Annotated in this window: 12 protein-coding genes; 7 read left to right on the top strand and 5 right to left on the bottom strand. The window is 61.0% G+C overall.

From position 1 onward, the window contains the following. Position 1 precedes the first annotated feature (1 nt). Genes K3724_RS21660 through K3724_RS21680 form a run of 5 tightly spaced genes read left to right on the top strand, consistent with a single transcriptional unit; the run spans position 2 to position 5,904 of the window. Complete coding sequence (locus tag K3724_RS21660) at positions 2-859, top strand: ABC transporter permease (RefSeq protein WP_259992766.1); 858 nt, start codon at positions 2-4, stop codon at positions 857-859. Next, the gene (locus tag K3724_RS21665) at positions 856-1,836 is read left to right on the top strand and encodes an ABC transporter ATP-binding protein (RefSeq protein WP_259992767.1); all 981 of its coding nucleotides are present in this window, start codon (positions 856-858) and stop codon (positions 1,834-1,836) included. Before K3724_RS21660 ends, K3724_RS21665 begins: the two co-directional genes overlap by 4 nt. Then, positions 1,833-2,756, top strand: coding sequence for an ABC transporter ATP-binding protein (locus tag K3724_RS21670; protein ID WP_259992768.1), 924 nt, complete (start codon positions 1,833-1,835; stop codon positions 2,754-2,756). Before K3724_RS21665 ends, K3724_RS21670 begins: the two co-directional genes overlap by 4 nt. A gap of 23 nt (positions 2,757-2,779) precedes the next feature. After that, complete coding sequence (locus tag K3724_RS21675) at positions 2,780-4,402, top strand: amidohydrolase (RefSeq protein WP_259992769.1); 1,623 nt, start codon at positions 2,780-2,782, stop codon at positions 4,400-4,402. Next, complete coding sequence (locus tag K3724_RS21680; protein ID WP_259992770.1) at positions 4,399-5,904, top strand: M81 family metallopeptidase; 1,506 nt, start codon at positions 4,399-4,401, stop codon at positions 5,902-5,904. Before K3724_RS21675 ends, K3724_RS21680 begins: the two co-directional genes overlap by 4 nt. 56 nt (positions 5,905-5,960) lie before the next feature. Here K3724_RS21680 and K3724_RS21685 read toward each other — a convergent pair whose 3' ends face one another. From K3724_RS21685 to K3724_RS21700, 4 genes are all read right to left on the bottom strand, one after another. Further along, positions 5,961-6,464, bottom strand: a complete 504-nt coding sequence (locus K3724_RS21685; protein WP_259992771.1) for a universal stress protein — start codon at positions 6,462-6,464, stop codon at positions 5,961-5,963. Between the two features lie 16 nt (positions 6,465-6,480). Then, positions 6,481-7,821, bottom strand: coding sequence for a TRAP transporter large permease (locus tag K3724_RS21690; protein WP_259992772.1), 1,341 nt, complete (start codon positions 7,819-7,821; stop codon positions 6,481-6,483). A 21-nt stretch (positions 7,822-7,842) separates the two neighbouring features. Beyond that, a complete protein-coding gene (locus tag K3724_RS21695) occupies positions 7,843-8,379 on the bottom strand; it encodes a TRAP transporter small permease (RefSeq protein WP_259992774.1) in 537 nt (178 codons plus the stop codon). A gap of 72 nt (positions 8,380-8,451) precedes the next feature. Next, complete coding sequence (locus tag K3724_RS21700) at positions 8,452-9,465, bottom strand: TRAP transporter substrate-binding protein (RefSeq protein WP_259992775.1); 1,014 nt, start codon at positions 9,463-9,465, stop codon at positions 8,452-8,454. Positions 9,466-9,631: 166 nt separating this feature from the next. Here K3724_RS21700 and K3724_RS21705 point away from each other — a divergent pair, with 166 nt between their 5' ends. Next, positions 9,632-10,567 (top strand): LysR family transcriptional regulator, encoded by a 936-nt coding sequence (locus tag K3724_RS21705; RefSeq protein WP_259992776.1) that lies wholly within the window; start codon positions 9,632-9,634, stop codon positions 10,565-10,567. An 86-nt stretch (positions 10,568-10,653) separates the two neighbouring features. Here K3724_RS21705 and K3724_RS21710 read toward each other — a convergent pair whose 3' ends face one another. Beyond that, complete coding sequence (locus K3724_RS21710) at positions 10,654-11,103, bottom strand: Lrp/AsnC family transcriptional regulator (RefSeq protein WP_129373023.1); 450 nt, start codon at positions 11,101-11,103, stop codon at positions 10,654-10,656. 287 nt (positions 11,104-11,390) lie between these two features. Between K3724_RS21710 and K3724_RS21715 the strand changes: the two genes are divergently transcribed. Next, positions 11,391-13,343 (top strand): methyl-accepting chemotaxis protein, encoded by a 1,953-nt coding sequence (locus tag K3724_RS21715; RefSeq protein ID WP_259992777.1) that lies wholly within the window; start codon positions 11,391-11,393, stop codon positions 13,341-13,343. Positions 13,344-13,600 lie beyond the last annotated feature (257 nt).

The raw sequence follows: 13,600 nt of genomic DNA on the forward strand, positions 1-13,600 counted from the left end.
TATGGCAAAATCCCGTTCCGAACTGGGCCAGATCATCCACGGCGTCGCCCGCGACCCGCTGGGGCTGATGGGGCTGATCATCGTCGGCACCATCGTGATCTGCGCCCTCCTTGCCGTGTGGATTGTTCCATATGATCCCGTGGCCATGAACATCAAGGACCGCCTGCAGGGGCCATCTGCCGCCCACATCCTGGGCACTGACCAGCTGGGCCGCGATACATTTTCGCGGGTTATCATGGGCGGTCAGGTGGCCTTGAAAGTGGCGCTGCCAGCAGTCTTCGGCGCCATGGCCATCGGCCTGACGCTGGGCATGATCGCAGGCTACGGGCCGAAATGGCTCGACAACCTCTTGATGCTGTTCTTCGACACCATCCGCTCCTTTCCGACGGTGATGTTTGCGCTGGCCGTGGTCGCCCTGGTGGGGCCAAGCCTGCAGACCGTGGTTGTGGTGGTCATGGCAACCTCGATCCCGACCTATGGCCGGGTGGCGCGGACCCAGACGCTGACCCTGCGCAATTCCGAATTCATTCTGGCCGAACGCTCGATGGGGGCCAGCATGAAGCGGATCCTGGGGGTGCATATGCTGCCCAATATCGTCGGCGTGCTGGCGGTGCTGGCGGCGATGGATATCCCCACCGTGATCGCGCTGGAGGCCGGGCTGTCGTTCCTTGGCCTGGGGGTGAAACCGCCGACACCCAGCTGGGGGGCGCTGCTGAAAGACGGCTACTCGCTGATCCGCCAGACCCCGTGGCTGGTGGTGGGCGGGGGCTTGCCGATCATCCTTGCGACACTTGGCTTCACCTTCCTGGGCGAGAGCTTGCGCGATGTGGTTGACCCGAAACTGAGGAAACAGCGATGACTGATAGCTTGTTGGAAATCGACCGCCTCAGCGTCGACTATGAAACCGCCCGTGGCGACCTGAAGGCCCTGCGTGATATCAGCTTTGATGTGCGCAAGGGCGAGATTGTCGGCATCGTCGGCGAGTCAGGCTGCGGCAAGTCCACCCTGATCTCGTCCATTCTGCGGCTGACCGCGCCCAATACACGGTTCCGCAACGGTGAAGTGCGGTTCAAGGGCGACGACCTGCTGCAACTGCCGGAACGCCGGATGCGGGATTTGCGCGGCGCTGATATCTCCATCGTGTTTCAGGACCCGATGCAGACCCACAATCCGGTGCTGTCTATCGGCCAGCAGATGCTGGATATCCAGCACCGTTCCAAGGCGTCCAAGGCTGAAAAACGAGAGCGGGCTGCCAAGATGCTGGGTGCCGTTGGCATCCCGGACCCGGAGGCCCGGCTGGACCAGTTCCCGCATGAGTTTTCCGGCGGCATGCGGCAGCGGATCGCCATCGCCATGGCGCTGATGTCCGAACCGGATTTGCTGATCGCGGATGAGCCGACGACGGCGCTGGATGCCACGCTGGAGGTGCAGATCATCGAGCGCCTGCAAGAGCTGCAGAAGGAATTCGACTGTGCCATCCTGTTCATCTCGCATCATCTGGGTGTCATTGCCGAGCTGTGCGACCGCGTGGTGGTGATGTACGCCGGCGCGGTGATCGAAAGCGGCGACGTGCGCGAGATTTTCCACGATCCCAAGCACCCTTACACCCGCCGCCTGATCGACTGCGATCCCGGCCACATAAAGGAACGCGCCCGCGTTCTGCCCACCATCCCCGGTGAGGTGCCGGACCTTGCCAACCTGCCCGGCGGCTGCATCTTCCGCGACCGATGCGAGCAGGCAATGGCGCGCTGTGCCACTGATGTGCCGCCACTGGCACAACTGAAAGAGGGCCACCACGCCGCCTGCTGGCTGAACCATAAGGAGGCCGCGACATGAGCCTGCTGGATGTCAAAGACCTCAAGACCAGCTATGGGCCGGTCAATGTGCTGGCCGGTGTGAGCTTTGCTGTGGAGCCGGGCGAAACCTATGCGCTGGTGGGCGAAAGCGGCTCGGGCAAGACCACGGTGATCCGGGCAATTGCCGGGATGGCGCCGGCACAGGAGGGGTCCGTCAAATTCGACGGCCAGGAAATCCGCGGTGCGTCGGAACGCACGCTGCGCCCCCTGCGCAAGGACATCGCGATGATGTTCCAGGACCCGGTCGGCAGCCTGTCGCCGCGGCTGACGATCCGCAGCCTGATCACCGAACCCTACCGGATCCAGGGCATGAAGGACCGCGATCTGGACGCCGAGGCCAAGCGCCTGCTGGAAATGGTGAACCTGCCTTCGCATTTCGCCGACCGCTATCCCTATCAGCTGTCGGGCGGGCAGGCGCGCCGCGTCGGTGTTGCCCGCGCGCTGGCGCTGGAGCCGAAGCTGATTCTGGCGGACGAACCCACCGCAGGGCTGGACGTATCAGTGCAGGGGGAACTGCTGAACCTGATGAACGACCTGCGTGAACGCCTGGGTCTGGCGATGGTGATCATCACCCACAACCTGAACGTGGTGCGTCATGTGGCGGACCGGATGGGTATCCTCTATCTGGGCCGTCTGGTCGAGGAAGGCACCACCGAGGCGATCTTTAAGCACCCGCGCCACCCTTACACCCGTTGCCTGCTGAGCGCGAACCCGGAACCCGACCCCGACGCCCGGCTGGAACGCATCGCCTTGAAAGGCGAGCCGCCCAGCCTGCTCAAACGCCCCTCGGGCTGCGAATTCCGCGAGCGCTGTCCGTTTGCGCAGGAGATCTGCACCCGGACCCCGCAATGGGAGGTCGAAAAAGGCCATGGGCTGCGGTGCCTGGCGCCTCTCGGCTGACATCCTGCAAAGAAAAGAAAACCATGACGCGCACATTGTACTTCAATGGCCCGATCCTGACGATGGATGCGGCCAACTCCACACCCGAGGCGGTTCTGACCGGCGGCGAAACCATCCGCATGGTCGGGCCTTTGTCCGAGCTGCGTGCGCAAATGCCTGCCGGCACGCAAGAGGTTGATCTGCAAGGTCAGACCCTGATCCCCGCCTTTATCGACCCGCACGGGCATTTCCCCGATCCCGGCTTTATCCGGCTGTTCCGGGTCAACCTTGCCTCGGCGCCCAGCGGCGACTGTCCTGACATCCCGACCGCGCTGGCGCGGCTGCGGGTCAGAGCGGCGGAAACGCCTGCCGGAGAATGGGTGATGGGGGTGCTGTTCGACAATACTGCCATCGCCGAAGGCCGGATGCCGACCCGGGCTGAGCTGGACAGCGTGTCCACGGACCATCCCATTTGGGTCATCCATGCCTCTGGCCACAATGGATCAGCCAATTCACTGGCATTGCAGCTTCACGGGGTGAACCGCGACACGCCCGACCCTTTGGGCGGGCGGTTCGGACGCGATCCGGAAACCGGCGCGCTGACCGGTCTGATCGAGGGTCTGTCAGCAATGCGCGAGATGGGCGACACCGATTTCCTGATCAGCCGCGAACGGTTCTGGGCGGGTTTCAACAGCTGCCGCGATGAATACCTGTCTTATGGCGTGACCTATGCGCAAAACGCCTGGGCCACGCGCAAGATGCTGGAACATTTCGCCTCGCTGCCCGGCGGTCAGGATCCTGGCTATGACCTGATGCTGCTGCCCATCGGCGAGCTGGAACCTGCGCTGACGGATGGTCCCGATGCGCTGGACTGGCCCGGCAACCCGCATTTCACCCTTGGCCCGCGCAAGCTGTTCACCGACGGGGCCTTTCAGCTGCAGACCGCATTCCTCAGCGCGCCTTATCACCGCCCTGTGGACCCGGAGCACCCCTGCGGGATGCCCTATGCAGCCGAGGCGGATCACCGCCGCGAAGTGAAAAAGCTGCATGATCTGGGCCATCAGATCCACTGCCACTGCAATGGCGATGCAGGCGCGCAGATGTTCATTGATGCCGTGGCCGCGGCGCTGGAGGCCAACCCGCGGGGTGATCACCGCCATACAATCATTCACGGCCAGGCCCTGCGCGACGACCAGCTGCAGCAGATGGCCAGGCTGGGGATCACCGTCAGCTTCTTTCCGGCGCATGTGCATTTCTGGGGCGACCGGCATTACGATACCTTTCTGGGGCCGGAGCGTGCCGGGCGGATCTCTCCCTGTGCCTCGGCTGAGCGGTTCGGGGTGCGCTATACCATCCATAATGATGCCTCGGTGACGCCGACGCGGCCCATCCATCTGGCCCATTGCGCCATGAACCGGCTGACGGCCAGCGGCCGGCGGCTGGGCGAGGATCAGCGGATCAGCGCGCTGTCCGCCCTGCGCGCGCAGACCATCGATGCCGCCTGGCAGGTTTTCAAGGAGGGCAGCCGCGGCTCCATCGAAGCTGGCAAGCTGGCGGATTTCGCAATTTTGAACCGCAACCCGCTGGAAGACCCTGACAGAATTGAGACCATCAAGGTCACGCGGACCATCCGCCGCGGCAAAACAGTCTGGATGCAGGGACAATGACAGGCTTGCAAACACATCCTCGCATTGCCATCGCGGGTTTCCAGCATGAAACCAATTGCTTCGGCACCACCAAGGCCGGGCTGGCGGAATTTGAAATGGCGGATTCCTGGCCTGCCATGCTGCATGGGGCCGAGGTGATCTCTGAGACCCGCGGCATGAACCTGCCGGTCGCGGGGTTTGCTTCGGCGGCGGAGGCGGCGGGCATGACACTGCTGCCGGTTTTATGGGCTTCAGCGGAACCGTCAGCACATGTGACGGATCACGCCTTTGAGACCATCTGCGGCAGGTTGCTGGACGGGCTGCGCGCCTCCGGGCCGCTGGACGGGATTTTCCTGGATCTGCACGGGGCAATGGTCACCGAAACACATGCCGACGGCGAGGGAGAGATCCTGCGCCGGGTGCGCGCCCTGGTGGGGCCGGACCTGCCGATCGTGGTGAGTTTGGACCTGCACGCCAATATCTCGGCGGCATCGGTCGAATTGTCCTCTTACATCGCGATCTTCCGGACCTATCCGCATCTGGATATGGCCGGAACAGGCGCGCGCTGCCTGCCGGTTCTGCAACGGCTGCTGGCGGGGGAGCGGCTGTTTAAGGCGTTCCGGCAGTTGGATTATCTGATCCCGCTGCATGCGCAATACACCGGGGCAACACCCGGCAGGCAGCTTTATACATCATTGCCGCCGCTGGAGCAGGGCGGGGTGGTTGCGGATATCGCGCTGGGGTTCACTGCGGCGGATTTCCCGGACACCCGGCCCTCATGCGTTGCCTATGGCACAACAGCTGCGGCGGCAGAACAAACGGCTGACCAAATCGCGGCGCTGTTTGCCAAACTGGAATCCCAATCGGAACACCCGATGCTGACGCCGCAGCAGGCCGCGGCAATTGCCTGCCAGCCGCGCGCGGGCAAACCGGTGGTGCTGGCGGATGTGCAGGACAATCCGGGTGCCGGCGGCACCTCGGACACAACAGGGTTGCTGGCGGCATTGGCAGGTGCGGCTGCGCAAGCTGTGCTGATGGGGCTGTTTCATGACCCGCAGACAGCGGCGGCAGCGCATGAGGCCGGGCAGGGGGCCATCTTCCGCGCAGCTCTTGGCGGGCGGTCAGGCACCCCCGGCGATCACCCCTATGAGGCTGAATTTCAAGTGGTGGCGCTTGGCGATGGCATGTGTCGTTACACCGGCGCGATGTATGGCGGCGGGGTTGCCACGCTCGGCCTCACGGCCGCACTCCGGCTGCATGGGGTCGAGGCAGATATCACCCTGGTGGTGACCAGCATCCGCAATCAATGCCTGGATCTGGCGCATTTCACCCATATCGGGCTGCAGCCAGAGGGTTTCCGCACCATCTGCGTCAAAAGCACCGCCCATTTCCGCGCCGATTTTGAGCCGGTGGCGAGTGCTGTCTATCCGGTCGCGGCGCCGGGTGTGTTTCCCTGCGATCTGGGTTCGTTTCCCTACAAAAACCTGCATCCAAATGTAAAAGCCGCCCCTGCAAAAGCCTAAGGCTTGTTGCACGGGCGGAGTTTGCAAGCGGTCCTAGACACCGCTTGCGGGGAGGATCAGTCGTCGTTTTCGCCGTTCTGGTAGGGCACCACCAGCGTCGGGATCTGCGACCGGCGCAACACCCGTTTGGCCACAGTGCCCAGGAACGTGTGCGAGAACCCGTGATCATGGGCGCCCAGCACAATCAGATCGCAGCCCAGCTCAACCGACCGGCGCAGGATCACCTCTGCCGGGTGGCCGTCGGTCACCTCAACCGAGGTGACCTGGTCACGGATCTTGGCATCATCGCCTTCCAGCGCCGCCCAGAACCGCGCCTGCCGTTCGGCCAGCACCTTTTTCACCATCTCGTGCCGCCGTTTGGCTGCGGATTTGCGGGTCTCGTCGTTCAGCACAAACATCTCAAACGTGATCCTGGCATCATCCGAGATCGGCTCATTCACGTGCAGCACGTGGATTTCCGCCCCCGTCGCCTGCGCCAGACTGGCCGCATGGCGCAGCGCATAAGGCGAGTTCTGCGACAGATCGGTGGCAAACAGGATGTTGGTGATCAACGGTTTCATATCAGATCCTTTCACATCAATAGCCAAACAGCCGCGGCAGCCAAAGCGAGATTTCCGGGAAGAATGCGATAACGAAAATCGCAATCGTGTTCACCGCAGCAAAGGGCAGGGCGCGCAGCGAGATCTGCTCAATCGAGATGTTTGATATGCCCGAGGCAATGAACAGGTTTTCCCCCAACGGCGGTGTCTGGAACCCGATACCCAGCGTACAAACCATCACCACGCCAAAGTGGATCGGGTCGATGCCCACCGAATAGGCCACCGGCAGCATCACCGGCACCAGGATCAGGATGGTTGCCAAAGTTTCCATGAACATGCCGACAAACAGCAGGAAAAAGATGATCAGCGCCCAGATCACATAGAGGTTCTGAGTAAAGCTCAGCATGCTGTCGGCGATGATCGCCGGGATCTGGTTTTCCACCAGCAGACGGCCAAAGACAGTTGCAGTGAACAGGATCAGCAGAACACGGCCCGTCAACCATGTGGTGGCCTCCAGCGATTGGAACAGCGACGACCAGGTCAGCTCGCGGTAGATGAACACACCAACCACCAGCGTATAGAAGATCGCGACAATGGCGGCCTCGGTCGGGGTGAAGAAGCCGGTGTAGATACCGCCCAGGATCACCAGCGGCGCCATCAGCGACCAAAAGCCCCGGTACATCTCGCATCCGACATTGCGGAACGACCAGCCCTCAGCCATGCCCTTGTAGCCGCGCTTTTTCGACATGAAATAGTTCAGGATCAAGAGGCTGGTGGCAATCAGGAAGGCGGGCATGAAGCCGGCGATGAACAGTTTCGAGATCGAGACCGACTGGAAGGTGCCGAATTTCTCAACCGCTTCCGGCGGCGGCGCCATGCCAAGGGCGGCAATGCCGAAAATCACCATCGGGATCGACGGCGGAATGATGATGCCCAACCCGCCCGACGATGCGGTCACTGCCGAGGCATAGCCTTTTTCATAGCCGCGGTCGATCATGGCCGGGATCATCAGCATGCCAACGGCCGCCGTGGTGGCAGGGCCGGAACCGGAAATGGCACCAAAGAACAGGCAGGCCATCACGGTTGCAGCCGAGATGCCGCCAGTGAACGGCCCGGCCAGGCTTTCGGCGACATTGATCAGGCGTTTCGAGATCCCCGCTGCCTCCATCAGCGCGCCGGCCAGGATGAACGCAGGCAGCGCCATCAGCGGGAACGAGCCGACCGAGGTAAAGGCGATCTGCACAAATTTGATCGGGTTTTCGTCCAGATACAGGAACGACACCAGCGAGGCGACGCCAAGCGCCACCGTGATCGGAGCGCCCATCAGCAACAGCACCAGGAACGATCCGAACAGAATTGAGACGATTTGAGTTTCCATGTTTTTCTCCCTGTCCGGCGCTTACTTGCCGCGCTCTGCTTCGGTGGCAGCCTTGATTTCATCAAGGTCGATCTGATCGGGGTCGTGGATTTCCTCGCCCTTGATCAGCTTCTTGTAGTTCACCTGCAGAATTCGGATGGTCATCAGGGTGAAGGCGATTGGCAGCACCATGTAGACGTATTTCATCTCGACGCCTAAAGTCTGGGATTTCCAGAACTTGTTCATCTTGTTGAAGACAAAGTCGTAGGCCAGCCAGATGAAATACACGTTGAAGAAGATCCAGAACAGATCTGCAAATGCTTCGATGTATTTGATGTAGCGTTCGGGCAGGAATTTGAATTGAAACGTCACCCGGTTGTGCGCACTTTTCAGGGCTGCATAGCTGGCACCAAAAAAGACAAACCAGACGAACATGTAGACCGACAGTTCTTCGATCCATGAAAATGAATGGCCGAACGCCTCGCGCGAGACGATCTGCACAAACAGCAGAATGACAAAGCCGGACAGCAATAGGCGGCAGATATAGCTTTCTATATTGTCCAGAAATTTCCAGAACATGATGTACTCCTCCCCTGTGCAAAGCAGCGCACGTGGCGCTGCTTTGTTATTTTTTATATATCTGCCAGAGGCTTACTGAACCGGATCGCGGCCAATGGTGGTCAGCACCGTGTTCAGCTTCTCGACGCCGCCGATGGAGTCATAGAACTGCGGCCACACGGCTTCGGTCGCCAGCTTGATGAACTCGGCCTCGTCGTTTGCCGGATCGTCAATCTGCATGCCCTTGGCCAGCAGGCCTTCCTTGATCTCGGCTTCGATGTCGCGGAGATACTGCGCCGATTTCACGGTGGCTTCCTTGCCCGCTTCGATCAGGATCTGCTGGTCTTCTTCGGACAGGTCCTGGAACACCGCCTCGGAGACAATCAGCGGCTCAATCGAGAAGATGTAGCGCAGGTTGGTCACATATTCCTGCACTTCATAAAACTTCATCGCGTTGATGGTGGTGTAGGGGTTGTCCTGGCCATCGACAACTTTGGTCTGCAGACCGGTAAAGGTCTCGGACCAGGCCATCGGGGTCGGGTTGATGCCCCAGGACTTGTAGGTTTCGATCATGATCTCGTTTTTGGGAACGCGGATGACCAGATCCTGCAGGTCGGCAACATTGGTGACCGGTTTCTTGGAGTTGGTCAGGCGGCGGAACCCGGTGTAGGTCCAGGCCAGAATGCGCACGCCGGCGTCCCGGATGGTGTTGTCGGTCAGTTCCTGTCCAATCGGGCCCTGGGTCAGCGTTTCCGCATCTTCCAGCGACAGGATCACGTAAGGCAGGGTGAAGACACCAACCGAGGGCGAGAACGGTGTAACGTTGTTGATCGCCAGCAGCGACATATCCAGGGTGCCGATGGCGGCTTCGTTAACAGTGTCCTGCTCCGAGCCCAGCTGACCGTTCAGGAACATGGTGCCGGTGTGTGCGCCGCCGGATTTTGCTTCCAGCGCTTCAATGAAGAATTTGCCGGTGCCTTCCTGCGAGCTGCCGGCGCCGTCGCCCACGGCAATCTTGAAGTTCTTGGCGGATACAGCGCCGGTGGTCAGCATCGCGGCGGCAGAAACGGCTGCGGTCAGCGTGCAGACCTTTTTGAGAAATGACATAACTTCCTCCCGTATTGTCATCTTGAAGACAAGGCGCGCGCTGGCACGCCCTCCATAGCGCCTGTGCCAGTCCGATCCTGCCTTGCTGGCGAGAAGCTACATTGCGTTTCATGTTTCTAGAATGTAAACTTATGATATCAAGGTTTCACATATATCGAACATTAAGATGAGCCGCAAAACACACGTCAAACATGTCGCCGATGCCGATCTGAAACTGCTCCGGGTGTTCAGGGCCGTGGCCGAAAGCGGCGGGCTGGCCGCCGCCGAGACCGAGCTGAACATCGGAAAGTCCACCATTTCGAAATACATCGCCGACCTGGAGCTGCGGCTGGATCTGAAGCTGTGCAACCGCGGCCCGGCGGGGTTCTCGCTGACGGACGACGGAAGCAAAGTGCTGAAATCCGCTGAGGAACTGCTGACCTCGGTGTCGGATTTCCGCGCCGAAGTGAATGAAATCAAGCAGCAGATGGCCGGCACCATCCGGATCGCCCTGTTCGATCAATGCGCCTCCAACCCCGAAGCCTTTGTGCCTGGCGGCATCCGGGTCTTTAACAAGGCCGCGCCTGCGGTGGAGATCGAACTGTCGCTGGAGCCGCCGAACGTGATCGAAACCAAGGTGATCAGCGGCCAGCTGGATATCGGCATCCTGGCGCTGCACCGGCCTTCTCCCAGCCTGGATTACATGCCGTTATATGGAGAGAACATGTTTCTTTATTGCGGCAAGGGGCATCCGTTCTTTGACTGCGACCATGCCAGCCTGGGCCTGCGGGATGTACAGGCGATGAATTATGCAGGCATCCGGGTCAACTCGCCCAACCTGCATGTGGGTCAGAAACTGGGCTTCCGCCGCTCTGCCAAGGTGCAGAACGAACAGGCGCTGGCGATCCTGATCATGTCGGGCAGCTATCTGGGATTTCTGCCGGATCACCTGGCCGCCGGTTTTGTCGGCAGCGGCCTGATGCGCAAAGTGCTGCCCAGAGACGTCTTTTACCGCAGCCAGTTTGCCGCCGTCACCCGCAAGCGGCCCGCCGTAAACCGCATCACCAAGCTGTTTCTGGACACGCTGGTTGCGGCGCACTCGGGGCAGGCAGCAGAGGTTTGATGCAGCTCAGCCGCCGCGCCGCTGATCCGGCGAAATCCGACGCAGATCAACCCGAACCGGCCGGCTCGGACCTCTGATCCCCGGGCCTAAATGATGTCCAGCGACACCTTTACCCGGTCCATCACAACCGAAGAGGTAAAGCGGCTGACATTGGATTCATCAAAGAAATACTCCTGGGTGAAGGCCTCATATTCCTTGATATCGCCAACGATGATCACAAGAATGAAATCAGCCTCACCAGTGGTGTAATAGCATTGCTGCACCTGACTGGCCTGGCGCATCTTGCGCTTGAAGGCGTCCAGATGCATCCGGCTTTCGCGCTCCAGCACCACCTGCACGATCACTGTCATCTCCCGTCCCAGCCGGGCCGGGGACAGAATGGCAATTTCCTTTTCGATCACACCGGTATCGCGGAGCTTTTTCAGCCGTTTCTGCACCGCCGGTGCCGACAGGCCGATCTCATGGCTGATGGCTTCGGCGGTCAGTTGCGCATTGGACTGTATCAGCCGGAGGATATCGTGGTCTTTTTCATCCATAGCTGATTTTTCCCCTGCTTCGGCAGGAATGACAACTCGAATCCGCAAGAACACGGACGCACAGGGCTGGAGGATCTGCAGCCGCCGCGCTCAAAGAGGCGCGCGGGCATCCCGATTTAATGGGGAATTTGCGGCGGACGGCCTGCCTCCGGGATTGGCGTTACCGGTTTCTTAGGCTTACTGCCGAAAACTTGCCTGTAGATACACATGCAACTGCTTCCAGGATCCGGCTTGTTCCATATCCGGCCCGCCTTTTGCAGCTGTGCACGGCTGTTGCGGAGTTTTAAATGGGTCTCAATCACAAATCCCTGCTGTTCAAACTGATCATTCCGGTTCCGGTCGTCATGCTCGCCTGTCTCGCAGCGGCCTGGTTCACCATCCCGCCGGCGATGGAACGCAACAGCATTGACGCCGCATCGGATTCCGCCCTGCAGACTGTCAATCAGATCAAGAAGATCCGCGGCTATTACACCCGCTACGTCGTTAAGGATGCGGTGGCAGCGCAATCCCTGCGCCCGGGGGTCAACCACCAGGAAGATCCCGGTGTCATCCCGCTGCCTGCAACATTTGTGCACGACATCAGCGCCTTGATGGCCGCCGAGCGAAGCAGTTTTTCGCTGTACAGCCCCTATCCCTTTCCGGAACGCGCGGAACGCCCGATGGACGGCTTCATGCAGGACGCCTGGGCGTATCTGAACAACACTCCTGACGGATCCTATTCGCGAACCGAAACCCTGGATGGTGAAACCTTCCTGCGGGTGGCCGTCGCCGACCGGATAGTATCTGAGGTCTGCGTCAGTTGCCACAACAGCCATGCCGCCTCCCCGAAAACCGACTGGCAGCTGGGCGATGTGCGCGGCATCGTCGAAGTGCGCCAGAACATCAGCGGCACCCTGGAAGCCTCAGCCGGGTTCACCCGCTATCTGCTGGCCGGGCTGGGTGCCGCCAGCGCCGTGCTGCTGGCCGCCGTCCTGTTTGCAGCGCGCACCGTCACCCGGCCGGTTGCCAGCATCTGCACCAGCATGAAAGCGGTGGCAGCAGGAAACCTGGACATCACCATTGCCGAGGCCGGCCGGCAGGATGAAATCGGCGCAATTGGCAGGACAATTGTGGAAATGCAGGGGGACCTGAAGAATGCCCGCGACGCCGACCAGGAACGTGCGGAAACACAGCGCCAGCAACAGAAGGTGGTGGACAGCTTGCGGACCGGGTTGTCGCGCCTGTCCAAGGGCGACTTTGCCTTCCATCTGACCGAGGCCTTCCCGGAAGAACATGAAGAGCTGCGCCAGGACTTCAACCTGACCTCCGAAACGCTGAGCTCCACTGTCGCCCAGGTGATTGAGGCGGCAGGCAGCATCCGCAATGGCGCCGCTGAGATCAGCCAGGCGTCGGACGACCTGTCGCACCGCACCGAAAGCCAGGCCGCCACGCTGGAACAGACCGCCGCGGCGCTGGATGAACTGACCGCCTCAGTCAAATCCGCTGCCGAAGGCGCCAGCAGCGTTGAAACCACCATGGAGGAGGCACGCTTGCAGGCCGAATCCAACCGCACCATTGTGCAAAATGCCGTCACCGCCATGGCGGAGATCGAGCAAAGCTCGAACCACATTTCGCAGATCCTCGGCGTGATCGACGACATCGCTTTCCAGACCAATCTTTTGGCTCTGAACGCCGGTGTCGAGGCAGCACGCGCAGGCGAGGCCGGCAAGGGTTTTGCCGTAGTTGCCTCCGAGGTGCGCGCCCTCGCGCAGCGTTCAGCCGGCGCCGCGATGGAAATCAAGACGCTGATCGGCGACAGTTCAAGACAAGTAGAGAGCGGCGTCAAACTGGTCGGCAAGGCAGGCGAGGCGCTGCAAAGCATTGTCGAGCAGATCACCCATATCTCGCAGCTGGTGTCCGGCATTGCCGAAGGTGCCGCCGAGCAATCGACCGGCCTTAACGAAATCAACACCGGTGTCACCCAGCTGGATCAGGTCACCCAGCAGAACGCAGCAATGGTGGAACAGGCCACCGCGGCCGGCCACATGCTGAACACTGATGCCGGCAAACTCTCGGAACTGGTGGCGCATTTCCGGGTAGCCGGCGGCAGTACTGCCCCCGCCCCGGCAATCCCTGCTCTCCAGCCGGCGCCTTCTGCGCATGGCGATGATAACTGGGAAACCGAGATCAGCCCGGCGCCTTGCGCAGCCCCCGAAACCAGCAGCGGAAATGCCGCCCGTAATCTCTGGCAGGAATTCTAGCGCCGCATCTCTGGCAGGAATTCTAGCGCCGCCTTGATAGCACCGGACCCGATGCTGCCGCGTCCCGGCTGCCGCCTTTGGACGGCCAGGGGAACGATTCTTTGCACCCCGCGCGCCAGCGAAAACGCCTCGCAGAAAGTTACCCGGCTTTTGCGGCTGCTTAACCCCAGGGCAACTTGAGGCCGGGGCACTCCCTGCAAGATCCCCAAATTTGAATGTGTTCCTACATGACGGTTTGCGCCACCCAGGCCTGCATT

This window comes from Leisingera sp. M658 (genome assembly GCF_025144145.1).
Classification (GTDB): Bacteria; Pseudomonadota; Alphaproteobacteria; order Rhodobacterales; family Rhodobacteraceae; genus Leisingera.

Bases quoted from the DNA above. Each gene is read 5' to 3' on its own strand.
- K3724_RS21665 (WP_259992767.1), top strand. From the start codon at position 856: ATGACTGATAGCTTGTTGGAAATCGACCGCCTCAGCGTCGACTATGAA.
- K3724_RS21690 (WP_259992772.1), bottom strand. From the start codon at position 7,821: ATGGAAACTCAAATCGTCTCAATTCTGTTCGGATCGTTCCTGGTGCTG.
- K3724_RS21660 (WP_259992766.1), top strand. From the start codon at position 2: ATGGCAAAATCCCGTTCCGAACTGGGCCAGATCATCCACGGCGTCGCC.
- K3724_RS21705 (WP_259992776.1), top strand. From the start codon at position 9,632: ATGAGCCGCAAAACACACGTCAAACATGTCGCCGATGCCGATCTGAAA.
- K3724_RS21675 (WP_259992769.1), top strand. From the start codon at position 2,780: ATGACGCGCACATTGTACTTCAATGGCCCGATCCTGACGATGGATGCG.
- K3724_RS21680 (WP_259992770.1), top strand. From the start codon at position 4,399: ATGACAGGCTTGCAAACACATCCTCGCATTGCCATCGCGGGTTTCCAG.
- K3724_RS21695 (WP_259992774.1), bottom strand. From the start codon at position 8,379: ATGTTCTGGAAATTTCTGGACAATATAGAAAGCTATATCTGCCGCCTA.
- K3724_RS21715 (WP_259992777.1), top strand. From the start codon at position 11,391: ATGGGTCTCAATCACAAATCCCTGCTGTTCAAACTGATCATTCCGGTT.
- K3724_RS21710 (WP_129373023.1), bottom strand. From the start codon at position 11,103: ATGGATGAAAAAGACCACGATATCCTCCGGCTGATACAGTCCAATGCG.
- K3724_RS21685 (WP_259992771.1), bottom strand. From the start codon at position 6,464: ATGAAACCGTTGATCACCAACATCCTGTTTGCCACCGATCTGTCGCAG.
- K3724_RS21670 (WP_259992768.1), top strand. From the start codon at position 1,833: ATGAGCCTGCTGGATGTCAAAGACCTCAAGACCAGCTATGGGCCGGTC.
- K3724_RS21700 (WP_259992775.1), bottom strand. From the start codon at position 9,465: ATGTCATTTCTCAAAAAGGTCTGCACGCTGACCGCAGCCGTTTCTGCC.